23 protein-coding genes and 2 pseudogenes are annotated in these 23,088 nt (G+C 68.7%); 6 read left to right on the forward strand and 19 right to left on the reverse strand.

Going from position 1 to position 23,088, the window contains the following annotated elements:
- From ACMV5O_RS15100 to ACMV5O_RS15135, 8 genes and pseudogenes are all read right to left on the reverse strand, one after another.
- Positions 1–251, reverse strand: a pseudogene (locus ACMV5O_RS15100) (hypothetical protein); the annotation flags it as partial.
- Between the two features lie 101 nt (positions 252–352).
- Positions 353–922 (reverse strand): putative Fe-S cluster assembly protein SufT, encoded by a 570-nt coding sequence (gene sufT / locus ACMV5O_RS15105; RefSeq protein ID WP_416164229.1) that lies wholly within the window; start codon positions 920–922, stop codon positions 353–355.
- Between the two features lie 21 nt (positions 923–943).
- The gene (gene sufU / locus ACMV5O_RS15110) at positions 944–1,408 is read right to left on the reverse strand and encodes a Fe-S cluster assembly sulfur transfer protein SufU (RefSeq protein ID WP_416164230.1); all 465 of its coding nucleotides are present in this window, start codon (positions 1,406–1,408) and stop codon (positions 944–946) included.
- Entirely contained in the window at positions 1,405–2,673 is a 1,269-nt protein-coding gene (locus tag ACMV5O_RS15115; protein WP_416164231.1) for a cysteine desulfurase, read from the reverse strand. Before ACMV5O_RS15115 ends, sufU begins: the two co-directional genes overlap by 4 nt.
- The gene (gene sufD, locus ACMV5O_RS15120; RefSeq protein ID WP_416164232.1) at positions 2,670–3,977 is read right to left on the reverse strand and encodes a Fe-S cluster assembly protein SufD; all 1,308 of its coding nucleotides are present in this window, start codon (positions 3,975–3,977) and stop codon (positions 2,670–2,672) included. Before sufD ends, ACMV5O_RS15115 begins: the two co-directional genes overlap by 4 nt.
- Complete coding sequence (gene sufC / locus ACMV5O_RS15125; protein ID WP_416164233.1) at positions 3,974–4,750, reverse strand: Fe-S cluster assembly ATPase SufC; 777 nt, start codon at positions 4,748–4,750, stop codon at positions 3,974–3,976. Before sufC ends, sufD begins: the two co-directional genes overlap by 4 nt.
- Positions 4,751–4,767: 17 nt before the next feature.
- On the reverse strand, positions 4,768–6,240 hold the full coding sequence (gene sufB, locus ACMV5O_RS15130) for a Fe-S cluster assembly protein SufB (RefSeq protein ID WP_416164234.1): 1,473 nt from the start codon (positions 6,238–6,240) through the stop codon (positions 4,768–4,770).
- Positions 6,237–6,752 (reverse strand): SUF system Fe-S cluster assembly regulator, encoded by a 516-nt coding sequence (locus ACMV5O_RS15135; RefSeq protein ID WP_416164235.1) that lies wholly within the window; start codon positions 6,750–6,752, stop codon positions 6,237–6,239. The genes sufB and ACMV5O_RS15135 overlap by 4 nt, the downstream gene beginning before the upstream one ends.
- 312 nt (positions 6,753–7,064) lie before the next feature.
- On the opposite strand from ACMV5O_RS15135, the gene ACMV5O_RS15140 reads away from it, so the two are divergent.
- Complete coding sequence (locus tag ACMV5O_RS15140) at positions 7,065–7,601, forward strand: sterol desaturase family protein (RefSeq protein ID WP_416164236.1); 537 nt, start codon at positions 7,065–7,067, stop codon at positions 7,599–7,601.
- 53 nt (positions 7,602–7,654) lie between these two features.
- Here ACMV5O_RS15140 and gstA read toward each other — a convergent pair whose 3' ends face one another.
- The 10 genes and pseudogenes from gstA to ACMV5O_RS15190 form a co-directional block, all read right to left on the reverse strand.
- The gene (gstA, locus tag ACMV5O_RS15145) at positions 7,655–8,260 is read right to left on the reverse strand and encodes a glutathione transferase GstA (RefSeq protein ID WP_416164237.1); all 606 of its coding nucleotides are present in this window, start codon (positions 8,258–8,260) and stop codon (positions 7,655–7,657) included.
- Positions 8,261–8,429: 169 nt separating this feature from the next.
- Positions 8,430–8,813, reverse strand: coding sequence for a DUF423 domain-containing protein (locus ACMV5O_RS15150; RefSeq protein WP_416164238.1), 384 nt, complete (start codon positions 8,811–8,813; stop codon positions 8,430–8,432).
- Between the two features lie 50 nt (positions 8,814–8,863).
- Positions 8,864–9,313 (reverse strand): D-aminoacyl-tRNA deacylase, encoded by a 450-nt coding sequence (gene dtd, locus ACMV5O_RS15155; RefSeq protein ID WP_416164239.1) that lies wholly within the window; start codon positions 9,311–9,313, stop codon positions 8,864–8,866.
- 53 nt (positions 9,314–9,366) lie between these two features.
- Positions 9,367–9,645: a Txe/YoeB family addiction module toxin gene (locus tag ACMV5O_RS15160; protein ID WP_416164240.1), complete on the reverse strand. Its 279-nt coding sequence runs from the start codon at positions 9,643–9,645 to the stop codon at positions 9,367–9,369.
- Positions 9,635–9,892, reverse strand: coding sequence for a type II toxin-antitoxin system Phd/YefM family antitoxin (locus tag ACMV5O_RS15165; protein WP_416164241.1), 258 nt, complete (start codon positions 9,890–9,892; stop codon positions 9,635–9,637). The genes ACMV5O_RS15160 and ACMV5O_RS15165 overlap by 11 nt, the downstream gene beginning before the upstream one ends.
- A 153-nt stretch (positions 9,893–10,045) precedes the next feature.
- A complete protein-coding gene (locus ACMV5O_RS15170; RefSeq protein WP_416164242.1) occupies positions 10,046–10,465 on the reverse strand; it encodes a type II toxin-antitoxin system VapC family toxin in 420 nt (139 codons plus the stop codon).
- Positions 10,462–10,719, reverse strand: a complete 258-nt coding sequence (locus tag ACMV5O_RS15175; protein WP_324540195.1) for a FitA-like ribbon-helix-helix domain-containing protein — start codon at positions 10,717–10,719, stop codon at positions 10,462–10,464. The genes ACMV5O_RS15170 and ACMV5O_RS15175 overlap by 4 nt, the downstream gene beginning before the upstream one ends.
- A gap of 116 nt (positions 10,720–10,835) precedes the next feature.
- Positions 10,836–10,970, reverse strand: a pseudogene (locus ACMV5O_RS15180) (D-aminoacyl-tRNA deacylase); the annotation flags it as partial.
- Positions 10,971–11,053: 83 nt separating this feature from the next.
- Complete coding sequence (locus ACMV5O_RS15185) at positions 11,054–12,325, reverse strand: bifunctional O-acetylhomoserine aminocarboxypropyltransferase/cysteine synthase (RefSeq protein WP_416164243.1); 1,272 nt, start codon at positions 12,323–12,325, stop codon at positions 11,054–11,056.
- Positions 12,326–12,426: 101 nt separating this feature from the next.
- Positions 12,427–13,077: a pyridoxamine 5'-phosphate oxidase family protein gene (locus tag ACMV5O_RS15190; RefSeq protein ID WP_416164244.1), complete on the reverse strand. Its 651-nt coding sequence runs from the start codon at positions 13,075–13,077 to the stop codon at positions 12,427–12,429.
- 94 nt (positions 13,078–13,171) lie between these two features.
- Here ACMV5O_RS15190 and ACMV5O_RS15195 point away from each other — a divergent pair, with 94 nt between their 5' ends.
- From ACMV5O_RS15195 to ACMV5O_RS15205, 3 genes are all read left to right on the forward strand, one after another.
- The gene (locus ACMV5O_RS15195) at positions 13,172–14,614 is read left to right on the forward strand and encodes a PLP-dependent aminotransferase family protein (protein WP_416164245.1); all 1,443 of its coding nucleotides are present in this window, start codon (positions 13,172–13,174) and stop codon (positions 14,612–14,614) included.
- A gap of 174 nt (positions 14,615–14,788) precedes the next feature.
- Positions 14,789–16,366, forward strand: coding sequence for a site-specific DNA-methyltransferase (locus ACMV5O_RS15200; protein ID WP_416164246.1), 1,578 nt, complete (start codon positions 14,789–14,791; stop codon positions 16,364–16,366).
- A complete protein-coding gene (locus tag ACMV5O_RS15205; RefSeq protein ID WP_416164247.1) occupies positions 16,357–19,293 on the forward strand; it encodes a DEAD/DEAH box helicase in 2,937 nt (978 codons plus the stop codon). Before ACMV5O_RS15200 ends, ACMV5O_RS15205 begins: the two co-directional genes overlap by 10 nt.
- 203 nt (positions 19,294–19,496) lie before the next feature.
- Here ACMV5O_RS15205 and ACMV5O_RS15210 read toward each other — a convergent pair whose 3' ends face one another.
- On the reverse strand, positions 19,497–21,029 hold the full coding sequence (locus ACMV5O_RS15210) for an IS1096 element passenger TnpR family protein (RefSeq protein ID WP_416164248.1): 1,533 nt from the start codon (positions 21,027–21,029) through the stop codon (positions 19,497–19,499).
- Between the two features lie 197 nt (positions 21,030–21,226).
- Between ACMV5O_RS15210 and ACMV5O_RS15215 the strand changes: the two genes are divergently transcribed.
- On the forward strand, positions 21,227–22,417 hold the full coding sequence (locus ACMV5O_RS15215) for a class I SAM-dependent rRNA methyltransferase (protein WP_416164249.1): 1,191 nt from the start codon (positions 21,227–21,229) through the stop codon (positions 22,415–22,417).
- Between the two features lie 145 nt (positions 22,418–22,562).
- Positions 22,563–23,075 (forward strand): hypothetical protein, encoded by a 513-nt coding sequence (locus ACMV5O_RS15220; protein ID WP_416164250.1) that lies wholly within the window; start codon positions 22,563–22,565, stop codon positions 23,073–23,075.
- The last annotated feature ends 13 nt before the right edge of the window (positions 23,076–23,088 follow it).

The raw sequence follows: 23,088 nt of genomic DNA on the forward strand, positions 1-23,088 counted from the left end.
CCCCCCCCCCCCCCCCCCCCCCCCCCCCCCCCGCTGCGGCAGTCGCGGCTGTCGTGGCCGGGGCGGCGCAGGATGTCCTGGTCGGTGGCGGCGACGCACAGGTGAAAGCTCGCCACGCCCGCGGCTTCGGTCGCGGGCGTGGTGTCGATGGCCCACAGTCCGGGCAGGCGCTTTGGCGCTTCGATGGGGGTGGGCGCCGCGAGCGCGGCCGCGCTGAACAAGGGGGCGACAAGTGCAACAGCAAGGCGCATGGCCGGTCTCCGGGGCAGGGAATCGGTAAGGGTGACGGGGCCTTGAAAGCATAGCAGCACGCCTGCGCCCGGCGCCTTGCGCCAGCGCAAATCGGCCTCCCTCAGAGCATGCCCATCTCCAGCCTGGCCGCCTCGCTCATCATCTCGCGGCTCCAGGGCGGATCCCACACCAGGCTCACCTCGGCCTCGGCCACGCCCGGGATGCCCAGCAGTTTTTCGCGTGCCTCGTCTGCGATCAGCGTGCCCATGCCGCAGCCGGGTGCGGTGAGCGTCATGTTCACCGCCAGCCGGTAGCGGCCGTCGCCGAGCGGCTCTGCGGTGCAGGCATAGACCAGGCCGAGATTGACGATGTCGATCGGGATCTCGGGGTCGAAGCAGGTGGCAAGCTGCGCCCAGGCGGCGCGCTCGACGCTATCGGCGTCGATCTCGCCCTCGGCCTGGGTCGGCAGCGCTGGCGGCAGTTGCGGCTCGAGGCCGAGGGCGTCGGCGTTGCGCTCGTCGATGCGATAGAGGTTGCCGCCGCTCATCACCGTAATCGAGCCGCCCAGGCGCTGGGTGATCAGCGCGTAGCTGCCTTCCTCCAGGGTCTCGGGTCGGCCCCAGGGCACGCTGACCGCTGCGCACTCGCGCTGCAGGATGCGGGAATCGGTTTCGCCATAACGTTCGCCCATGATGCGCTCCTTGCGTGCGTCCTATTCGGTGTGGGCGGTGTCGTGCGCGCCCGTGATCGCGTTGTGCAGCGTGTGCCAGGCCAGGGTGGCGCATTTCACCCGCGCGGGAAACTCGCGCACCCCCGCCAGCACCTCGAGCTTGCCGAAATCGCGGCGCGGTGCCTCGCCCTCCTGCGACGCGGTGAGCAGGGCATGGAAGTCGCGGAACAGCGCTTCCACCTCCTCGACCGGCCGGCCCTTCACGGCTTCGGTCATCAGCGAGGCCGAGGCGGTGGAGATGGCGCAGCCATGGCCGACGAAGCTGGCGTCCTGCACGACGCCGTCGGCGATGCGCAGATACACCGTGAGCTGGTCGCCGCACAGCGGGTTGTGGCCGTCGGCCTGGTGGTCGGCCTCGGCCATGGGATGGAAATTGCGCGGGTTGCGGTTGTGATCGAAGATCACCTCCTGGTACAGCTCGCGCAGCATGTCGTTCCGATCGCTCATCGCGGCCTCCGCGTGCCGAACATGTCCTGCGCCTTGCGGATCGCAGCCACCAGGGCGTCGATGTCGGCGAAGTCGTTGTACATCGCGAACGACGCGCGTGCGGTGCCCGGAATGCCCAAGCGCGCCATCAGCGGCATCGCGCAGTGGTGGCCGGCGCGGATCGCCACGCCTTCGCTGTCGAGGATGGTGCCGAGGTCGTGCGGATGGATGCCGTCGACCAGGAAGGACACGATGCCGGCCTTGTGGCGTGCGGTGCCGACGATGCGCAGGCCCGGGATGTCGCCCAGCGCGGCGGTGGCACGCAGCAGCAGCGCGTGTTCATGGGCGGCGATGCGCTCCAGGCCGACGCGGCCGACGTAGTCGATGGCGGCCGCCAGGCCGATGGCGCCGGCAATGTTGGGCGTGCCGGCCTCGAAGCGCTGCGGCGGCGGGGCAAAGGTGGTGCGCTCGAAGGCCACCGTGCGGATCATGTCGCCGCCACCTTGCCACGGCGGCATGTGCTGCAGCAGCCGGGCGCGGCCATAGAGCGCGCCGATGCCGGTCGGGGCATACAGCTTGTGACCGGAGAAGGCGTAGAAGTCGCAGCCGATCGCCTGTACGTCGACCTTGGTGTGTGCCACCGCCTGCGCGCCGTCGATGAGCACGATGGCGCCGGCGGCATGCGCCTTCGCCGTGAGCTCGGCGACCGGCGTGATCGTGCCGAGCGCATTCGAGACATGGGTGATCGCCACCAGCCGGGTGCGCTCGCCGAGCAGAGCGTTGAAGGTCGCCAGGTCGAGCTCGCCCTTGTCGTCGACCGCAGCCACCTTCAGCACGGCGCCGGTCTGCTCGCACAGCAGTTGCCAGGGCACGATGTTGGAGTGGTGCTCCATGTGGGTGATGAGGATCTCGTCACCCGCCGTCAGCCGCGGTCGCCCCCAGCTCTGCGCCACCAGGTTGATCGCCTCGGTGGTGCCGCGCGTGAAGACGATCTCGTCGGCGCTCGGCGCGTTGAGAAAGCGCTGCACGCTGGCGCGCGCGGCGTCGTAGAGCTCGGTCGCATGTTGCGACAGCCAATGCACGCCACGATGGATGTTGGCGTTCGATTCGCGGTAGAAGCGCCGCTCCGCCTCGATCACCGCGTCCGGCTTCTGTGTGGTCGCACCGTTGTCCAGGTAGGCCAGCCGCCGGCCATTGACCGGCCGCGACAGGATCGGGAAGTCGGCGGCGAGCTCGAGCAGCGGCGGGGCCGTGGTCGCTTCGGCCAAGGCAGTCAGGTCGTTCACTGCAGTTCCTCCAGTTGGGCGGCGCCGGGCAGGCGGGCAAGCAGGGCGCGGCGGCCGAGCGCCTGCAGCGGCGCGCAGGCGATGCGTTCGAGGACTTCGGCGGCGAAGGCGTAGGTGAGCAGTTCGCGCGCATGGCCGGCCTCGATGCCGCGCGCGCGCAGGTAGAACAGCGCGTCCTCGTCGATCTGGCCGACGGTGGCACCGTGGGCGCACTTGACGTCGTCGGCGTAGATCTCGAGCTCGGGGCGTGCATCGGCCTCGGCCAGGCGCGACAGCAGCAGGTTGTCGCAGCGCTGCAGCGCGTCGGTGCGCTGGGCGTCCTCCGCCACCACGATGCGGCCGGTGAACACGCCGCGCGCATTGCCGTCGAGGAGCCCCCGGTAGTACTCGCGGCTGGTGCCTTGCGGGCGGGCGTGGTCGATGCGGGTGTGGTGATCCACATGGCGCCGACCATCGGCATGGTAGAGGCCATTGAGCAGCGCCTCCGCACCTTCGCCCTGCAGGCGGGTGCGAATGTCGTTGCGCGCCAGGCGTGCGCCGAAGGACAGCGAATGCGAGGCCAGCACCGCGCCGCGGCTCTGCTCGGCCGAGATGGTGGCGAGGTGGATGGCGCTGGCGGCCTCCTGTTGCAGCTTGAGGTGGCTGATGTGGCTGTCCGGCCCGGCCTGGATGCGGGTGACCGCCGTGGTCAGCGTCGCCGTGTCGCTGCCGGCCGGATAGTGTTCGGCGATGGTTGCCTGGGCGCCGGCCTCGGCGACGATGAGGTTGCGCACATGGCGGTGGGCGCTGGCCTGGCCGATGAAGACCAGGTGCAGCGGCTTGTCCACCACCACGCCACGCCCGAGCCGGATCCAGGCGCCGTCGGCTGCCAGCGCCGCATTCAGCGCCGCCGGGCTGTCGCCGTCTTCGGCCGTGCCGAACGCGGCCTCGACCGCTTCCGGTTCGCGTTGCAGCGCGTCGGCCAGGCTGCCGACGCGGGCACCGGCCGGCAGCCCGCCGATGGCCGACAGGGCAGGCGCAAAGCGGCCATCGACGAAGACCAGCCAGTGGTCGTCCGGGGCGCCCGCGCGCGAGGCCGCGAGCACATCCTCGGCCGCAGGCGCTTGCCCTGCGGCGAGCGTGTGCTGGTCGAGAAAGGCGAGCGAGGTGTGGCGCCAGTTCTCTTGCCGCGAGCTTGGCCAACCCTCGTCGGCGAAGCGGGTGATGGCGCGCGCGCGCAAGCTCGCCAGCCAGGGCAGTGCGGTGCCGGGCAGGTGCGCGGCAGCGGACTGCTGCTGCGCCAGCCAGAAGTCGATTGCGCTCATGGCCGCGCTCCCGCCGCGGCGCCCGCGGGCTTGGCCTCGCCGATCCAGCCGTAGCCGTGCGCTTCCAGTTCGAGGGCGAGTTCGCGCCCGCCCGAGCGCACGATGCGGCCCTGCGACAGCACGTGCACCTTGTCCGGCACGATGTAGTCGAGCAGGCGCTGGTAGTGGGTGATGACGATCATCGAGCGCTCGGGCGAGCGCAGGCGGTTGACGCCCTCGGCGACGATCTTCAGCGCGTCGATGTCCAGGCCCGAGTCGGTCTCGTCGAGCACCGCGAGCTTGGGCTCGAGCAGCGCCATCTGCAGCACCTCGTTGCGCTTCTTCTCGCCGCCCGAGAAGCCTTCGTTGACCGAGCGGTAGAGGAACTCCTCCTTCATGCCGACGGCCTTCATCTCGGCCTTCACCCGCGCGAGGAAGTCCATGGCGTCGTATTCGGGCAGGCCGCGATGGCGGCGGATGGCGTTGACCGCGGCCTTGAGGAAGTAGGCGTTGGACACGCCGGGGATCTCGACCGGGTACTGGAAGGCGAGGAAGAGCCCGGCGCGCGCGCGCTCCTCGGCGGGCAGGGCGAGCAGGTCGGCACCGTCCCAGCTCACGCTGCCCTCGGTGACGGTGAAGGTCTCGCGCCCGGCGAGCACCTGGGCGAGCGTGCTCTTGCCCGAGCCGTTGGGGCCCATGATGGCGTGCACCTCGCCGTCGGCCACTTCGAGGCTCAGCCCGTTGAGGATCGCCTTGCCGTCGACCGCGGCGTGCAGGTTGTTGATTTTCAGCATGTTGATTCTCCCTTTACTCAGCCGACGCTGCCTTCGAGGCTCACGCCCAATAGTTTCTGTGCTTCCACCGCGAACTCCATCGGCAGCTCCTTGAACACCTCGCGGCAGAAGCCATTGACGATCATCGATACCGCGTCCTCGGCACTGATGCCGCGCTGCATCGCATAGAAAAGCTGGTCCTCGCCGATGCGCGAGGTGGTGGCCTCGTGCTCGACGTGCGCCGTGGGGTGGCGCACCTCGATGGTGGGGAAGGTGTGCGCGGCGCAGCGGTCGCCGATCAAGAGCGAATCGCACTGGGTGTAGTTGCGCGCGCCCTCGGCCTTGGGCGTGACCTTGACCAGGCCGCGGAAGGTGTTGCTGCCGCGCCCGGCCGAGATGCCCTTGCTGAGGATGGTGCTCTTCGTGTTGCGCCCCATGTGGATCATCTTGGTGCCGGTGTCGGCCTGCTGCAGGTTGTTGGTCAGCGCCACCGAGTGGAAGTCGCCCACCGAGTCGTCGCCGCGCAGGATCACGCTCGGGTACTTCCAGGTGATCGCCGAGCCGGTCTCGACCTGGGTCCATGAAATGTGCGAGCGCGCGCCGCGGCAGTCGCCACGCTTGGTGACGAAGTTGTAGATGCCGCCCTTGCCGTCCTTGTCGCCCGGGTACCAGTTCTGCACGGTGGAATACTTGATCTTGGCGTCGTCGAGCGCGATCAGCTCGACCACCGCGGCGTGGAGCTGGTTCTCGTCGCGCATCGGCGCGGTACAGCCTTCGAGGTAGCTGACCGAGGCGCCTTCCTCGGCGATGATCAGCGTGCGCTCGAACTGACCTGTGTCGCGGGCATTGATGCGGAAGTAGGTGGAGAGCTCCATCGGACACTTCACCCCCTTGGGGATGAAGACGAAGGAACCGTCGGAGAACACCGCCGAGTTGAGCGCGGCGTAGAAGTTGTCGCCCGGCGGCACCACCGTGCCGAGGTACTGGCGCACCAGTTCGGGATGATCCTTCACCGCTTCCGAGAACGAACAGAAGATGATGCCGTGCTCGCCCAGCTCCTTCTTGAAGGTGGTGGCCACGCTTACCGAGTCGAACACCGCATCCACTGCCACGCCGGCCAGGCGCGCGCGCTCGTGCAGCGGCACGCCGAGCTTCTCGAAGGTGCGCAGCAATTCCGGGTCGACCTCGTCCAGGCTCTTGGGGCCGTCCTTCTTGGACTTGGGCGCGGAGTAATAGACGATGTCCTGGAAGTCGACCGGCGGGAAGCTCACGGCCGCCCAGGTCGGCGGCGTCATCGTCAGCCAGTGGCGGTAGGCTTCGAGCCGCCATTGCAGCAGCCACTCGGGCTCGCCCTTGCGGGCCGAGATCATCTGGATGACCTCTTCGGACAGGCCTTTGGGCAGGCTGTCGCTGTCCAGCTGGGTTTCGAAGCCGGCGGTGTAATCCTGCTCGAGGAAAGCACCGATGGCGTCGCCGTGGGAGGGGGCGGGCGTCAGCGTGGGGGCGTTCATGATCGGTTCTCCTGGTCGTCGGTACGCGATGCGGGCAGGCAGGCGGTGGCGATGCGGCTGTCGAGGTGGGGCGGGCCGTGCAGGCGGTGCTCGGTGGCTGGCCCGCCTTGCTGCGGCACCAGGTCGGCCAGGGCGACCGCTTGCAGGGCGAGGCGGACCGCGCCGTTGATGCGCAGCCAGTGGTCACGGATGCGGCAGTCGTTCTCCATGCTGCACACGCCCGTGCTCGCACTGCATTCGGTGAGGCCGAAGGGTTGCTCCTCGAGGGCGTCGATGACCTCTGCTACGCTGATCTGTGAAGGCGGGCGGTTCAGCACGTAGCCGCCATGAGCGCCGCGCTGGCTGCTCACCAGCCCATGGCGACCGAGGGTCTTGAGCACCTTGCTGACCGTGGGCAGCCCGAGCCCGAGGGCCTCTGCCAGCCCGGCGGCGCTGTGCAGGCGGCCCGGGAAACCTGCCATATGGGCAAGGATCAGGGTGCCGTAGTCGGTGAGCTTGCTGATGCGCAGCATGTCTGTGTGCCTGTCGCCTGTCGGTGTGGCTAAAAAGTACTAAATTAGTACCGTATAGTCAAGGGGCGATGCCGAGGCGTTCGGCGAGCGGCCCAAGGGGGGCCGGCAGCGCGCCCGATCGCAGCGACTATCATGAAGACGGGACCGGACAGCGGGTGAAGGACTCACCCGAGCGGTGAGGAGAACGAGCGATGGACTGGCAGCGGGAGGCGATGGAACGGCAGTGCGAGGCGATGGAACGGCAGTGCGAGGCGACGGAAGGGCTGCGCGAGGCGAGGGGTTGCATGAGCGAAGCGCCCCGGGGAGAAGGCCGTGAATGATGCGCCACGCCGACTGGCGCTTGCCTATCCGGCTTCACTGATGGTGGCGGGGGCGGGCGTGCTGCTCGCCGCGTACGTGCTGGCGGCGACGGGCTTGCCGCAGTGGCTGGCGCTTGCGCTGATCGCTTGCGGCTTCGTGCTGTGGACCCTGCTCGAGTACCTGCTGCACCGCTTCGTGCTGCATCGGGTGGAGCCGTTCAAGGCCTGGCATGCCCATCACCATCGTGTGCCCGACGAGCCCATCCGGATCCCGTTGGCATTCAGCGTGCCCCTGGTGCTGGTGCTGTTGATCGCGCCCGCGCTGCTGCTGCGCAACGTGGCCTTCTCGGCGGCGCTGTCGCTGGGGTTGCTGGTGGGCGAGATGTTGCAGGAGGCGGTGCACGACCGTGTGCATCGCGGAGCGGGCGGTGGCCTGCTGGCGGCTCGGCGACGGCACCACGGCTTTCATCACACGCATGATGAGCGTCGCGGCTTTGGCACGCTGAGCGGTTTCTGGGACCGCTGCCTGGGGACTGCGCCACCGGGCTGACGGGGCAGGCCGGTGGCGCGGGGTGAGACGCCGGAATGCTCAGGCTGAGGGCTTCAGCCCAGCTGCTCGGTCTTCAGCACGGCGCGCACCGCAGGGCGGGCGCCCACACGTTCGTAGCAGGCGGCCAGGTTCGACCACTTCGAGATGTCGATGCCGATGAACTTCATCCAGCTCAAGACGGTGAAGAGATAGGCGTCGGCGACGCTGAAGTCCTCGCCCAGCAGGTAGGCTTTGCCTTCGAGCTGTTCATTGACGTAGGCGAGGCGGCGCTCGAGGTTGGCGGCGGCGATCTTCTTCCAGTCCTCGCCTGCGGCGGGGTTGAAGAAGGGGCTGCACGACTTGTGCAGTTCGGTCGCGATGAAGTTGAGCCAGGACTGCAGGCGGTAGCGCTCGATGCTGCCGTTGGCGGGCGCGAGCTTCTTCGCCGGCGCCTGGTCAGCGATGTACTGGATGATCGCCGGGCCTTCGGTGAGCAGCTCGCCGCTGTCGAGCAGCAGGGCGGGCACATAACCCTTGGGGTTGATCCGGGTGAAGTCCTCGCCGCTGCTGGTGCGCTTGGTCTTGAGGTCGACGGTCTCGGTCTCGTAGTCCAAACCCGACTCTTCGAGCACGATGTGGGGCGACAGCGAGCAGGCGCCGGGCTTCATGTAGAGCTTCATGGGATTCTCCGCTTGGGGGGTGGAAGGGCGGATTATGCCCGCTTTGCATGAAGAGCTTCATGGGATTCTCCGCTTGGGGGGTGGAAGGGCGGATTATGCCCGCGTTGCATGACGATCAGGCTGGGGGCGGATCTTCCGTTGCGACCGCCAGCCGGGCCGAGGCAAGTGCTCAGGGACGCCGCGCCGCGCACTGCAGCACCCGCCAGGCCAGCGCCAGCCAGCCGAGGATCATCAGGCTGCCGCCAACCGGCGTGACTGCCCCCAGCCAGCGCGGGCCGCCCAGCGCCATCGCGTACAAGGTGGCGGCGAAGATGACCGTGCCCGCCGCCAGCAGGGCGGCAGGCAGCAGGCTGCCGCGCAGGCGCAGCGCCGCCAGCGCAATCAGGCCGATCGCATGCCACATCTGGTATTGCACCGCGGTCTGCCACCAGGCGAGCGCGGTGGCATCGAGCAGGCTGCGCAGGCCATGGGCGCCGAAGGCCCCGAGGGCGACGCCGAGCGCTGCGAGCAGGGCGCCGGCCAGGAGGGGGAAGTGGGGAAGGTCGTCGGACATCTGGGCGGGACAGGCCTTGGTCGTTGAGGAATCGGTGAGTCGGGCGCCGCTCAGGCCGGCGGCGCCATGCGCAGCGGAATCGTCACCGGGCCGTCGTTGACCAGCTGCACCTTCATGTCGGCGGCGAAGCGGCCAGCCCGGACGCGCGGATGCGCGCTCCGTGCCTGGGCAACGAAGTGCTCGTACAGCGCGCGGCCCGTCTGCGGATCGGCGGCGTTGGTGAAGCTCGGGCGGTTCCCGCCCGCGGTGTCGGCGGCCAGTGTGAACTGGCTGACGATGAGCAGGCCGCCTGCCACATCCTGCACCGAGCGGCTCATCTTGCCGGCCCCGTCGGCAAAGATGCGCAGCTTCAGCATCTTGGCGAGCAGCTTGTCGGCCTCGGCCGTCGTGTCGCCGCGCTCGGCGCACACCAGCGCGAGCAGGCCGGGGCCGATCTCGCCGATGGTCTCGCCATCGACGATCACGCGCGCTTCGGAGACGCGTTGCAGGACTGCGAGCATTGGGGGTTCCTCCCGCGGGGCGTGGTCTGGCGGCCACTCGTCGCGTGATGGCGTTACTGGTAGTGATATCGGCAGGCAAGCACCACCAAGGCGCCGCCATCCACGCAGTACACGAGTCGGTGGCTGTCGTCGATGCGTCGCGACCAGAAACCCGAGAGGTTCTCCTTCAGGGGCTCGGGCTTGCCGATGCCTTCGAAGGGCTGACGCAGGCAATCCTTGACGAGGGCGTTGATGCGTTTGAGGGTCTTGCGGTCCTGGCCTTGCCAGTACTCGTAATCCTCCCAGGCGGCCAGGGTCCAGGTCAGCCTGAGCAGCTTCTCCTCAATCGGCATCGGCCAGATTCCGTTGGGTGACCTTGCCCTGACGATATTGCTCGATCGAGCGTGCCAGGTGGGCGGCGTTGGCGGGCGACTTCAGCAGATGGACGGTCTCCATCAGGCCGTTGAAGGTGTCAAGCGACATCACCACCGCATCGGGCGCGTCGCGGCGCGTGATGACCGTGTAGTCGGCATCGTCGATGACCTGATCGATCACCGTTTTGAGGCTGTTGCGGGCCTCGGAGAAGTTGACGACGCGCATTGCGATTGCCTCTCTAACTTGTACGATTAACTGACCAAGTTTACGGGCTTAGGCGTTTGGCTGCAAGGCAGGCGACAGGCAGGCGAAGTTTCAGAAATCGTGGTCTGTCCCCCGTTCGTTCGCCCGTTCCGTTCGAGCGGGCCTGTGAGCCCGTCAGCTCGCCCAAGGGTCGATGACTGCCAGGCCAGCCGCCTTGAACGGACTCGCGTCGCGCGTAGCGACCATCAGGCCGCGCGCGGCGGCGGTGGCCGCGATGTAGCCGTCTGCGTTGCCGATCGCAAGGCCCGCCGCCCGCGCTCGCGCCATCAGCTCGCCGTAGGCCTTCGAGGCGTCGAGATCAAAGGGTAGAACGCGCCCGGCGAATGCCGGCAGCACTTCGCGTTCCAGCCGCTCCTGATAGATCGTGCGGCGTTTGCCTTGGGGCATGGCAGCGACGCCAAAGCGCAGCTCGGCGACGGTAATGGCGGAGAGGAAGAGGGTTTCCACCACCTGGGCATCCATCCAGGCGAGAACCTTGGGATCGGGCGCGACCCGCCACAATTCCGACAGTACGTTGGTGTCGACGACGATCATTCGAAGCGCATCGGCTCGGCCGGGGTCTTGTCACGCGCGTTCTCGAAGAGCGCGAGCTCCTCGTCGGTCAGTCCGCCCGCCTCGCGGGCGATCGAAGCCAGCAAGGTCCCGAGCTTCAGGCGCCCCTGGGGCTTCGCCGCTTGCTCGAGAATGCTGCGCACCTCGGCTTCAGCACTGCGGCCGTGCATCGCAGCACGAACCCGGATGGCGCGATGCACCTCGTCAGGGATATTGCGCACGGTGATGGAAGGCATCTTGCAAAGCCTCGTCGTGATGGGAATGATTGCACTTTAGTGGAGTGCAATCAGCGGTGCAATGCCGGGTTTCCTGTGGGTGCGGATAATCTTGGTCTGTCCCCTATTCCTCCCTGCAGCTTGTCGGCCTCGGCCCTCGTGGCGCCGCGCTCGGCGCACACCAGCGCGAGCAGGCCGGGGCCGATCTCGCCGAGGGTCTCGCCATCGACGATCACGCGCGCTTCGGAGACGCGTTGCAGCATTGCGAGCATTCGGGCTCCTTTACAGGAAAGACGCCACCCGCAGGTGGCGTCAAGTGCGATTGCGGCCGTCGCGGGGGCGACGGCGGGTGGGATCAAACCGCCGCCAGCGCCTGCTCCAGGTCGGCGATGATGTCGTCGATGTGCTCGATGCCGATCGACAGCCGCACCATGTCGGGCGACACGCCAGCCTTGGCGAGTTCGGCCGGTGACAACTGACGATGCGTGGTCGACGCCGGGTGGCAGGCGAGCGACTTGGCGTCGCCGATGTTGACCAGGCGGGTGATGAGCTTCAACGCGTCCTGGAAGCGGCCACCGGCTTCGAAACCGCCCTTCACACCAAAGGACAGAATGCCCGAGGCGCGCCCGCCCATGTACTTCTGCACCAGGCCGTGGTCGGCGTGGTCGGGCAGGCCGGCGTAGTTCACCCACTCCACCTTGGCGTGCTGCTTCAGGTACTCGGCGACCTTGATCGTGTTGGTGCAGATGCGGTCCATGCGCAGCGCCAGGGTCTCGATGCCCTGCAGGATCAGGAAGCTGTTGAAGGGCGAGATCGCAGCGCCAGTGTTACGCAGCGGCACCACGCGCGCGCGGCCGATGAAGGCGGCGGCGCCCAGGGCCTCGGTATAGACCACGCCGTGGTAGGACACGTCCGGTTCGTTCAGGCGCCTGAAGCGTGCCTTGTGCTCGGCCCAGGGGAACTTGCCCGAATCGACGATCACGCCGCCGATCGAGTTGCCGTGGCCGCCCAGATACTTGGTGAGCGCATGCACCACGATGTCGGCGCCGTGCTCGAAGGGACGGCACAGGTAGGGCGAGGGCACGGTGTTGTCGACGATCAGCGGCACGCCGGCCTTGTGCGCGATCTCGGCGAGCCGCCCGATATCGGTGACGTTGCCGAGCGGGTTGCCCACCGATTCGCAGAAGATCGCCTTGGTGCGCGCGTCGATCAGCGCGGCGAAGCTGTCCGGGTCGCGGTAGTCGGCAAAGCGCACCTCGATGCCGAACTGCGGCAGGGTGTGGGCGAACAGGTTGTAGGTGCCGCCGTACAGCGTCGATGCCGAGACGATGTTGTCGCCCGCTTCGGCGATGGTCTGGATGGCGTAGGTGATCGCCGACATGCCCGAGGCCACGGCGAGCGCGCCGATGCCGCCTTCGAGTTCGGCGACGCGCTGCTCGAGCACCGCGGTGGTCGGGTTCATGATGCGGGTGTAGATGTTGCCCTGAACCTTGAGGTCGAACAGGTCCGCGCCGTGCTGGGTGTCGTCGAAGGCGTACGAGGTGGTCTGGTAGATCGGCACCGCGACGGCCTTGGTGGTGGGGTCGGGCGAATAGCCGCCATGCACGGCGATGGTTTCGAGCTTCATGGGTCAGGTCTCCCCTGCGGTGAAAGTGCGGGGGAGTATAGCCAGCGCGGGCGGGATGGCGAAATGACGGCCGGGCCCGCCACCGCGCGCGCGATCGCACTTCATTGCCATGCAGGGTCGAAGCGGCTCGGCGGCGCCTCGGCGAGCACGCTGTCGGCGTCCGTCAGCGGCTCGCCCTGCACCGTACGTAGCGGGATCACACCCGCCCACACCGGCCAGTCCAGATCCTCTTCATCGTCCTTGACGCCCCAGTCGCGCACCTTGGCGGAGACCTCTCCGAGCGGAATCCGCAGCAGCGTGGTGGCGTTCAGTTCCTTGTCGGTGATCGGGCGCAGCGAGTCCCAGCGCCCGGGGTAGAGGCCGTCGATGAAGGTGCGCAGGCTGGCCAGCTTGTACGCGGGGTCGGTCACCGCCTCGAAGCGGCCGTAGATCACCACCGAGCGGTAGTTCATCGAGTGGTGCATCGCCGAGCGCGCCAGCACCAGGCCGTCGGCGAGCGCGATCGTCACGCAGGCTTCGCCCGCCGTCAGCGCCTTGAGCATGCGCGAGGCCTTGGCGCCGTGGATGTAGAGGTGCTCGCCCTCGCGCCAATGGATGGTGGGGATGGCGTGGACGATGCCATCGACCTGGAAGGCGACAGTGCAGATCATCGCGGCGTCGACGATGGCGGCGACCGTGTCGGCCTCGTAGTGCGCGCGCTCGGGCATGCGGCGAATGCGGGTGCGCGGGGAGGGGGCGGGGGAGTGCGGCATGGCGAGGCGGCTCCGGAGGTTTTCGATCGCGCCATCCTAGGCTTCGAGTGGTACCTTTTGTAGTGCCATAAGAACAGGTTTGTATGGAGCCACGATGGAACTCGACTGGCTGCTCGCCCCACCCTTGCCCGCCGCCGTGCCGCGCCAGCGCCTGCTCTACCTGCGCCTGCGCGAAGCCATCCTGTGCGGCCGGCTGCCGGCCGACACGCGCCTGCCCGCGAGCCGCAGCCTCGCGGCGACGCTCGGCATCGCGCGCAACACGGTGCTGTTCGCCTACGAGCAACTCGTCGCCGAAGGTTGCCTGATCGCGGATCGCCAAGGCACCCGGGTTTCCCAACTGCCCCCCACGCCAGGCGCCTCGCCGCAGGCCCCGGGCGCAGCGGAGGCGCCACAGGCGCTGTCGGCGCGTGCTTCGGCAGCGTTGCAGCGTGAGCCGGCACGCGATGCCGAAGCCCTGCCGTTTTCGCCCGGCGTGCCGGATTTCGGTGCCTTCCCTTTCCGCGCCTGGCGCGCTTGTCTCGAGCGTGCATGGCGTGATGCGAGCTGGCGTCAGCTCGGCTATGTCGCGCAGGGAGGCGATCCCTCCTTGCGCGCCGCGCTCGCGGCCCATCTTGGCAGCGTGCGCGGCCTGGCGGTGGACCCCGCGCAGATCCTCATCACCAGCGGTACCCAGACGGCGCTCGACCTGTGCGCGCGCCTGCTCGCCGATCACGGCGACACGGTCTGGGTCGAGAACCCGGGCTACCTCGCCGCCCGTGTCGCCTTCGGCCTCGCCGGCCTGCAGGTGCACGACGTCGCGGTCGATGGCGAGGGCCTGGCCCCCACCGCCGACGACTGGCTGCGCCGCTGGCCGCGGCTGGTCATGGTTACGCCCTCGCACCAGTACCCCACCGGGCGGGTGATGTCGCTGCTGCGTCGGCTTGAGCTGATCGAGCGCGCCCGCGCGGCCGGCGCCTGGGTGGTCGAGGACGACTACGACAGCGAGTTCCGCCGCGCCGGCCCGGCGCCGCCGGCGCTGTTCGGCCTGAACGCCGACGCACCGGTGGTCTATGCCGGCACCTTCAGCAAGACGTTGTATCCAGGCCTGCGCCTGGGCTACCTGGTGTTGCCCCGGACGATCGCGGCGGATTTCATTCACGTCGCCGCGCTCGCCACCCGCGCCGGGCAGGGCATCGAACAGCGCGCGCTCGCCGACTTCATCGGACGCGGGCACTACACCACCCACGTCCGCCGCATGCGCGCCCGCTACAACGCCCGCCAGGCGGCGCTGCGCGCTGCCCTGCAGCAGGCCTTCGGGCCCGGCCTGGCACTCTCCGGCGGCGAGGCCGGGCTCCATCTGGTGATGTGGCTGCCGGATCAACTCGACGACACGGGCGTGGCCGAGCGCGCCGCGCAGCTGGGGCTGGGGGTACGCGCCCTGTCCGCCTACACCCGCCCGCCGGTGCGCTGCAACGGGCTGGTGCTCGGCTGCGGGAACCTGGACGAGGGGGCCGTCGAGGGGGCGGTGGCGCGGCTCAAGCGGGCGGTGGGCGGGTGATCCCGGCCCGGTCATCAGCCCTGCGTCCTCGCTCACGCAGCAAGGCTGCCGGCCCGGGAGGCGATGCGTTATCCTCGGGCGCCGCCCGCAAACCGGAGCGGACGCGCAGCGCGCGCGCCCGGCCAGCGGTCGCGGCTACAATGACATCAACATCGATTCGAACGACTCCCACCCATGCCCATCCTCGACTGGCTGAACAAGCGCCAGGCCCTGCAGGCCGCCGCGGCCGTACCTTACCGGCTGATCGACGTGGACGCCGTCCACGGCGACCCCGCGGCCGATAACTGGCTGATCCAGGGCGACAACCTGGACGCGCTCAAGGCGCTGCTGCCCTTCCATGCGGGCCGGGTCAAGTGCGTCTACATCGACCCGCCCTACAACACCCGCTCCGCCTTCGAGCACTACGACGACAACCTCGAGCACAGCCAGTGGCTGTCGATGATGGCGCCGCGGCTGGAGCTGCTGCGCGAGCTGCTCGCCGAGGACGGCAGCATCTGGGTGTCGATCGACGACAACGAGGGACACTACCTGAAGGTGTTGATGGACGAGGTGTTCGGGCGGGGGAATTTCGTGACGACGATAGCTTGGCAGCAACGAACAACTCGCGAGAATCGGAAGGTCTTTTCAGCGAACCACGAATATTTGCACGTCTTTGCAAAGGATTACGCGAAGTTCGCTGCAGCGCGAAATGACTTGCCGCTAACTGAGGAGGTTCGGGCGAGGTACAAGAATCCTGATGAGGATCCGCGAGGCGCGTGGCAGTCGGTGTCGGCGAATGCTCAGGCTGGTCATGCGACCCCGAGCCAGTTCTACGATTTGGTCGCGCCAAATGGGAAGCTGCATCGCCTGCCCAAGGGGCGCTGTTGGCTATACACGCGAGAGCGAATGGAAGAAGAAATTGCCAAGGGAAATATCTGGTTCGGTAGCAATGGGAACGGCGTGCCAAGGGTAAAGAAATTCTTGACGGAAGTTAATGCTGGCTTGACGCCTGACACGCTCTGGTCTGCGTCCGACGTAGGAACCAATGACCTTGCAAAGAAGCATCTCAAGGCACTCTTTGCGGACGGCGAGCTTTTCGATACGCCAAAGCCCGAGTCCCTAATCAAGCGCATTGTTGATATTTCCACCAACCCCGGCGACCTCGTGCTCGACAGCTTCCTCGGCTCCGGCACCACCGCGGCGGTCGCGCACAAGATGGGCCGGCGCTACATCGGCATCGAGATGGGCGAGCACGCCCACACCCACTGCCTGCCGCGCCTGCAGAAGGTGATCGCGGGCGAGCAGGGCGGGATCTCGAAGGCGGTGGATTGGCAGGGCGGCGGCGGGCTGCGCTTCGCCCGCCTCGGCGCGCCGGTGTTCCTGCCCGACGGCCAGGTCGACCCCGCTATCGGCTTCGCTACCCTGGCAGCGTGGATCTGGTACCAGGAGACGCGCACCCCCTGGCGGCCCGAGAGCGCCGACGCCCAGCCGGCCTCGCCGCTGCTCGGCGTGCATGAGGGCCGCGCCTACTTTCTGCTCTTCAACGGCGTGCTCGGCGACCGCCGGCCGCAGGGCGGCAACGTGCTGACCTCGGCGGTGGCGGCGCTGCTCGACGAGGCGGCCGCAGGCGCCGGGGTGGCGGCAGGCACGCCGCGGGTGGTGTTCGGCGAGGCCTGCCGGCTGTCCGAGATGCGCCGGCGCGCGCTCGGCATCGACTTCCGCCAGATTCCCTACGACATCCGCGCGCGGCAGGAGGCTCCGGCATGGCGCTGACCCTCAAGCGTTACCAGCGCGAGGCGCTCGCCGCGCTCGCGCGCTTCTTCGCCCTGGCCCGCGGCGCGCGCGACGAGGCGGCGCTCGACGCCGCCTTCCGCCAGACCCTGCTCGAACAGGAGCACGCGGCGGACACCATCCCGCCCTATCTGGCGCAGGGCTTCGTCAGCGACGAAGGGGCCACGCCCTACGTGTGCGTGCGCATCCCCACCGGCGGCGGCAAGACCCTGCTCGGCGCGCACGCGCTCGCCGCCGCGGCCCGCCACTACACCGGTCAGGACCGGCCGCTGGCGCTGTGGCTGGTGCCCACCAACGTGATCCGCCAGCAGACGCTCAGCGCGCTGAAGACTCCCGGCCACCCCTACCGCGAGGCGCTGGAGGCGCATTTCGGCGTGGACGGTGTGCGTGTGCTCGACATCGCCGACAGCGACCAGATCCGCCCGCAGGACATCGGCGCGCGCGCGCTGGTGATCGTCGGCACGCTGCAGACGCTGCGGGTGGACGACACCTCGGGGCGCGACGTCTATGCCTACAAGGAGGCCTTCGAGCCGCATTTCGAGCGCGCCCCCGAGCTGCCCGGCTTCGAGCGCGTGAGCGAGCGCGACCTCGAGGTCCAGCCCTACCTCGGTCGCGCCGACCTCGGCAAGGTCAAGCGCAGCTTCGCCAACCTGATGTACTGGCACCGCCCGGTGGTGATCATCGACGAGGCGCACAACGCGCGCACGCCGCTGAGCTACGACAGCTTCGCCCGCCTGCGCCCCGCGGCGCTGATCGAGATGACCGCCACCCCGGTGCGCCAGGGCCGCCACCGCAGCAACGTGCTCTACCACGTCTCGGCCGAGGAGCTCAAAGCCGAGGAGATGATCAAGCTGCCGATCGTGCTGAGCGCCCATCCCAACTGGGAGGAGGCGGTGCGCGACGCGCTGCTCACCCGCACCCGGCTCGCCGAGGAGGCCGCGCGCGAGCTGGCCGCGGGCGGCGACTACCTGCGTCCGATCCTACTGCTGCAGGCCGAGGACAAGCGCGGCGAGATGAACGTCGAGCGCCTGCGCGAGCATCTGATCGCACAGGAGAACATCGCGCCCGAGCGCATCGCCGTCGCCACCGGCACGCAGCGCGAACTGGACGGCGTGAACCTGTTCGACCCGGCCTGCCCGGTGGAGGTGGTGATCACCGTGGAGGCGCTCAAGGAGGGCTGGGACTGCTCCTTCGCCTATGTGTTCTGCAGCCTGCAGAACGTCGGCTCGAGCCGCGACATGGAGCAGTTGCTCGGCCGCGTGCTGCGCATGCCCTACGCCAGGCGGCGACGCAGCGAGCTGCTCAATCGCGCCTATGCCCACCTGGCGAGCGCCCAGAGCACGCGCGTGGCCGGGGAGCTCGCCGACCGCCTGGTGGCGATGGGTTTCGAGGAGCTGGAGGCGGTGCAGGCGGTGTTCCCGACCAGCCTGCCGCTGTTCGGTGATGCAAGCGCGGTGGGCGAACCGTCCGCCCCAGCCTTGCCTGCGCTGGAGCTGGTGCTGCCGGCGGCCGCGGCGGCCGACCTGTTCGCGCTCGAGGTGGGCGCGGCAACGCCGGCGCTGCGCATCGAGACCCGGCCGGATGGCGAACTGCGCGTGAGCCTGGACCAGCCGCCACCGCCCGCGCTGCGCGCCGCGCTGGTCGCGGCACTACCCGAGCGCAAGGCGCGCGAGGCCCTGACGCGCGAGCTCGACCGCTTCGAACTGCGCCACCGGACCTTCGCCTCGCCCTCCCAGCGTGGCGTGGACTTCCGCCCGCTACCCTTGCTGTGCGTGCGCGATGCGCAGGGCGAGCTGGAGCTGGCCGAGCGCGAGACCCTGCTCGATCTGGCCGGCTTCGTCCTCGCCGATCAGCCGCCCGAACTGCCCGGCTTCCGCCCCGACGAATCGCCGGGCGCCTACCTGGTGGATCTGGACCATGGCCGTCTGCGCATCGAGCAGGAACGCGGCGCTTATGCGGTGAACCTGGATCTGGTACCGACCACGGTGACCGAGGCCGACCTGCTGCACTGGCTGGATGCCCGCCTGCGCGAGCCCGGCACGCCGCAACCGCAGATGCTCGCCTGGCTCAGCCGCGTACTGCGCTGGCTGGAGCACCACGAGGGCCACACCCTGACCGCCCTGGTGCGCCACCGCAACCGGCTCGCCGACGCGCTCGCCGAACGTCTGCGCGTGCTGCGCGAGAAGGCGCAGCGCCAGGGCCTGCAGCGCGTGCTGACCGGTTTCGAGACGCCAGGCTGCATCAGCGCAGAGTACGTCTTCGTGTTCGGCCGCGGGCTGTATCCGGCGCGCCCGCCGTATTACACCGGCCGTCACCGCTTCGCGAAGCACTACTACGGGGTGATCGGCGATCTGCAGGAGGCGGGGGCGCGCCAGACCGACCATGAATATCACTGCGCCGTCGCGCTCGACGGTCTGCCGCAGGTCCGGCACTGGGTGCGCAACCTGGCGCGCTTTCCGGAGTTCTCGTTCTGGCTGCCGACCGCGAGCGACCGCTTCTATCCCGACTTCGTCGCCGAACTCGAAGATGGCCGCCTGCTGGTGGTCGAATACAAGGGCGAGGGCTACAAGAGCGCCGACGATGCGATCGAGAAGCGGCGCGTGGGCGAGCTGTGGGCGCGCCTGAGCGGCAACCTGTTCCTGCTCGCCGTGGCGCGCGACGTGCACGGGCGTGGCGTGGCCGAGCAGTTGCGCGCCTGCGTTGGCAGCGCTGCGATTGCGGAGCACGCCCGGGTGGTGGCGTTGGTCGACATCGCCTTCGACGGCGGCGTGGTGCCGGCCGGCAACCTGGGTACCGTGGTGTCGGTATATGACGAAGGTGCCGGCTATGCCGTCGAGTTCGGTGCAGTGGCGGGCGAGATGGGCGTGGTCTTCGCCGCTGCCGGCACGCTGCGCAGGGTGCCGTCGTGACCGGGGCGTGCAGGCTGCCGGGGGTGGAGTGCGCTCAGGTCGACGATTGCCACGTAACGATGCCGGACGACTCCGCACCGTGCATTCGCACCGTTTGGGAGTTGCGCGCCGGCGCAGGCTGTCCTCGGTTGGTGACTGCCTACCCCGCTGCGTGACGAGCGTGCGAGCCCGCACCCCGGGTGGGTGGCTATGCGCGTCTGGCCTTATCGAATGCGCTTGAACAGCGCGTCCACCTGTTTCTGGTGTGTCGTGAGTTTGAAGGATCCCGGCTTGTACGGCCCGAGCCAGTCGAGAATCTCGCGACTCTCTGCGCTGCGCGGCGAGCGCTTGGCCTCGAGAATGTTGTAGTAGCCGGGCACGCCGCCGCAGTCCTCGGGCGGGCAGGCGCGTTCGCCGTCGAGCAGGGCGGCGGGCTTGCGCCGCGGGGCGCTCGGCAGACGCTTTTCGATGGTGATGCGGTGGCGCCAGCCGTCGCCGAAGTCGTACTCGTAGATGAAGCTGCGGCGGCGGCCGATGACCTGCCCGAGTTCGACATCCTCGCCGGGCAGGACCTCCTCGTCGAACGGGTTGTCGTAGCTGTCGCCCATGCCGATGCGGTAGTCGCCGACCCTGAACTCGTGCAGGTGCGCATCCTCCCAGCCCATCGCGGCCTGGATCACGTGGTGCAGCGCCTCGAAGGTGAGGGTGTTCTCCACTTCGACGCGGCGCCAGATCGGCGGGTCGATGTCTTCCAGGGCGATGTGCAGCACCAGCCGGCGCGCCGGGTAGTCCTGGGGCAGATCGTGCAGCGGGTCGTCCGCAGCCGCTTCTGCCACGAGGGCGTGCAGGGCCTCGATCAGGGTACGGTTGTCGTGGCGCGGGTCGGCGGCGAGCACGGCGATCCAGTAGTCCGCGCGCTCGCGCGCCTCGATGTCGCGTCCTTCGGCGAGCAACAACAGCACTTCCAGATGCGATAGCGACGGGTCGTCAGGGGTCAGGTGGCGTGCCTCGTTGAAGGCCCGCCAGGCGTTGCGGACGTCGCCACGGTCGGAACAGACCGTTGCTTCGCGTTGCATTCCGGCACTGCGCAACACGCGGTTGTGGGACTTCTTCAGACGTTCGACCAGCGCGTTGCGTGCATCGTACTGCTGGCGTGCGAGATAGCAGTTCATCAGGATGTTGGCGGCGTCGGTGGCGCGTTCGTCGCGCTTTCCGAGGTCGATGAACAGGGGCTCGAGCAGGGAAATCACGTCGTCGAAGCGCTGCTCGTCGCACCAGCGGCTGGCGACCAGCGCGAGCAGGTGCGGTGAAACGCCTTGCGAAACAGGCTCGCCGAGCCGCGCTCGGGGCAGGTGATCGAGCACGCGCCCGAGCATTTCGTCGGGCGGCAGGATCAGCGGACCTTCGTTACCCGCACCGCAACATTGCTTGTACTTGCGTTGGGAGCCGCAGGGGCAGGGCGCGTTGCGCTCGGGGGGCGCCAGCTTGCGCGGACGGAAGTGATTCTCGGGAATCGGGGTGGCGTTCCACAGCTCGTAAGCAAGTCGTATCGCCATGCCTTGCGCTGCGCGTTCGATCTCGGCTGGCGTGCCACCCTGTTCATTGACGACCAGCGCGGCAAGCGGCTGCAGCGCTTGGCGCAGGTGGGCGATCACCGCCGCGATGTCGTTGGACGCGATGATGACGCCGACAGCGCTCTGGAAGGCGAGCTCCATGATTGTCTGGAGGTCGGCATCAGTCGGCACGGATTGTTGCATCGCTGGCATCGTCGGTTTGGCGCGGCTGTTCATGGATTCATCTGGCTCCCTGGGCGTGGGGCGAACCTTAGCTTTTTGTCGCGCGTTACGTCCATCGTCATTGTCGATGCTGCCGCACGCATGGTGCTGCGCTTGGGCCATGGCACGACGAGCCGGTACACTCGCCGACCTGATTGCATCCCCCCTGGAATCCCGCCATGGCCCAACTCATCCTCCACCCCGGCAAGGAACGCTCGCTGTTCCGCCGCCATCCCTGGATCTTCGCCGGTTCGGTCGAGCGCCTTGACGGCCGCGCGCGGCCGGGCGACACGGTCACGGTGGTGACGGCCGAAGGCAAGGCGCTGGCGCGTGCAGCGTGGTCGCCGTCTTCGCAGATCCGCGCGCGGGTGTGGAGCTTCGATGCCGAGGCGGCGATCGACCACGCCTTCTTCAAGCGCGCGGTGGCGGCCTCGGTGGCGCGCCGCGCTGCGATCCCGGCGCTGCGTGGGCAGGCGGGCGTGCGCCTGATCCATGGCGAATCGGACGGCCTGCCGGGTGTGATCGCCGACCGCTACGGCGACGTGGTGGTGCTGCAGCTCACCAGCGCCGGCGCGGACAAGTGGCGCGAGGCCATCGTCGCCGGGCTGGTGCAGGCCACCGGCTGCGCAGCGGTGTATGAGCGTTCGGATTCGGAAGTGCGCGGGCTGGAAGGCCTGGAGCCGCGCACCGGCTGCGCGCATGGCGAACTGCCGGCGGGCGGGATCACCATCGTCGAGAACGGTGTGCGCATGGAGGTGGATGTGGAGGGCGGGCACAAGACCGGCTTCTACCTCGACCAGCGCGACAACCGCCTGCTCACCGGCCAGCTCGCCGCCGGGCGCGCGGTGCTGAACTGCTTCTGCTACACCGGCGGCTTCTCGCTGCAGGCGCTCGCCGGCGGCGCGGAGTCCGTCCTTTCGATCGATTCCTCCGCTCCGGCGCTGGATTCGGCGCGCCGCAACCTCGCGCTCAACCCGCAGCTCGATGTGAGCCGCGCCGAGTGGCAGGAGGCGGACGTGTTCAAGGCCCTGCGCGCGCTGAAGGACGAGGGCCGCAAGTTCGACCTGATCGTGCTCGATCCACCCAAGTTCGCACCCTCGGCCGCGCACGCCGAGCGTGCCGCGCGCGCCTACAAGGACATCAACCTGTTCGGCTTCCGCCTGCTCAATCCGGGCGGCATCCTGATGACCTACTCGTGCTCGGGTGGCATCGGCCAGGAACTGTTCCAGAAGATCGTCGCCGGCGCGGCGATCGATGCCGGTGTGGACGCGCGCATCATCTACCGGCTCTCGGCCGCACCGGATCATCCGATCGGGCTCGCGGTGCCGGAAGGCGAATACCTCAAGGGGCTGGCCTGCCAGGTCGGGTGAGTCGTCCGGGTGTGGCGCCGAGCGATTCGTCACGACCCTTGCGACGACCCCGCACGCCCGATTGCGGCCGAATTCCGCCCCACCGGATCGCCGCGCCTCAGGCATCATGGCGCGCTTGACAACGTAACCGGCAGACAGACCCTCCATGTATCCCATCCACGACACCGACGCGCAGCTGCTGCTGGCGACCCTGATCGCCGCCAAGCGGCGGCCCGCCGCGCTGACCGATATCGTCGCGGCGGCCGAGTTCATGGGCTTTCCGGTCACCGCGCCCGGCGCGTGGGCGACGGCCTTTGCGCGCTTCTTCACCCATGGCCTTCTGGTCAAGGCAGGCGAGGGCTACGTCCTGACGCCGGTGGCCGTGCAACTGGTCGAGGGTCTGCCCAAAAAGGCCGAAGCCGACGAGCGTGTCTTCCTGGTGCGTGAGCGCCTGGCGGCCTGGAAGCCGGCGGCCGAGCAGGCGGGAGTTGAGACCAGTGCAGAGATCAGTGCGGCGAACTTCGAAGCCGCGCTGCAGGAGCACGCCAAGCTGGCGCAGCAGGGCGGAAAGAATCTGCTGATGCCCAAACCCAAGCGCGACGATGAGGACGAACGGCGCCGTCCGCAAGGGCGTCGGCCTGGCGGCAGCCGCTTCGGCAACAGGCGCAGCCGTCCTTGACCGCACATCGGTC

Origin of the sequence: Thauera sp. WH-1, assembly GCF_047806685.1 — a bacterium.
Classification (GTDB): Bacteria; Pseudomonadota; Gammaproteobacteria; order Burkholderiales; family Rhodocyclaceae; genus Thauera.

Bases quoted from the DNA above. Each gene is read 5' to 3' on its own strand.
- sufT (WP_416164229.1), bottom strand. From the start codon at position 922: ATGGGCGAACGTTATGGCGAAACCGATTCCCGCATCCTGCAGCGCGAG.
- sufU (WP_416164230.1), bottom strand. From the start codon at position 1,408: ATGAGCGATCGGAACGACATGCTGCGCGAGCTGTACCAGGAGGTGATC.
- sufD (WP_416164232.1), bottom strand. From the start codon at position 3,977: ATGAGCGCAATCGACTTCTGGCTGGCGCAGCAGCAGTCCGCTGCCGCG.
- sufC (WP_416164233.1), bottom strand. From the start codon at position 4,750: ATGCTGAAAATCAACAACCTGCACGCCGCGGTCGACGGCAAGGCGATC.
- sufB (WP_416164234.1), bottom strand. From the start codon at position 6,240: ATGAACGCCCCCACGCTGACGCCCGCCCCCTCCCACGGCGACGCCATC.
- ACMV5O_RS15135 (WP_416164235.1), bottom strand. From the start codon at position 6,752: ATGCTGCGCATCAGCAAGCTCACCGACTACGGCACCCTGATCCTTGCC.
- gstA (WP_416164237.1), bottom strand. From the start codon at position 8,260: ATGAAGCTCTACATGAAGCCCGGCGCCTGCTCGCTGTCGCCCCACATC.
- ACMV5O_RS15150 (WP_416164238.1), bottom strand. From the start codon at position 8,813: ATGTCCGACGACCTTCCCCACTTCCCCCTCCTGGCCGGCGCCCTGCTC.
- dtd (WP_416164239.1), bottom strand. From the start codon at position 9,313: ATGCTCGCAGTCCTGCAACGCGTCTCCGAAGCGCGCGTGATCGTCGAT.
- ACMV5O_RS15160 (WP_416164240.1), bottom strand. From the start codon at position 9,645: ATGCCGATTGAGGAGAAGCTGCTCAGGCTGACCTGGACCCTGGCCGCC.
- ACMV5O_RS15165 (WP_416164241.1), bottom strand. From the start codon at position 9,892: ATGCGCGTCGTCAACTTCTCCGAGGCCCGCAACAGCCTCAAAACGGTG.
- ACMV5O_RS15170 (WP_416164242.1), bottom strand. From the start codon at position 10,465: ATGATCGTCGTCGACACCAACGTACTGTCGGAATTGTGGCGGGTCGCG.
- ACMV5O_RS15175 (WP_324540195.1), bottom strand. From the start codon at position 10,719: ATGCCTTCCATCACCGTGCGCAATATCCCTGACGAGGTGCATCGCGCC.
- ACMV5O_RS15185 (WP_416164243.1), bottom strand. From the start codon at position 12,325: ATGAAGCTCGAAACCATCGCCGTGCATGGCGGCTATTCGCCCGACCCC.
- ACMV5O_RS15190 (WP_416164244.1), bottom strand. From the start codon at position 13,077: ATGCCGCACTCCCCCGCCCCCTCCCCGCGCACCCGCATTCGCCGCATG.
- ACMV5O_RS15195 (WP_416164245.1), top strand. From the start codon at position 13,172: ATGGAACTCGACTGGCTGCTCGCCCCACCCTTGCCCGCCGCCGTGCCG.
- ACMV5O_RS15200 (WP_416164246.1), top strand. From the start codon at position 14,789: ATGCCCATCCTCGACTGGCTGAACAAGCGCCAGGCCCTGCAGGCCGCC.
- ACMV5O_RS15205 (WP_416164247.1), top strand. From the start codon at position 16,357: ATGGCGCTGACCCTCAAGCGTTACCAGCGCGAGGCGCTCGCCGCGCTC.
- ACMV5O_RS15210 (WP_416164248.1), bottom strand. From the start codon at position 21,029: ATGCAACAATCCGTGCCGACTGATGCCGACCTCCAGACAATCATGGAG.
- ACMV5O_RS15215 (WP_416164249.1), top strand. From the start codon at position 21,227: ATGGCCCAACTCATCCTCCACCCCGGCAAGGAACGCTCGCTGTTCCGC.
- ACMV5O_RS15220 (WP_416164250.1), top strand. From the start codon at position 22,563: ATGTATCCCATCCACGACACCGACGCGCAGCTGCTGCTGGCGACCCTG.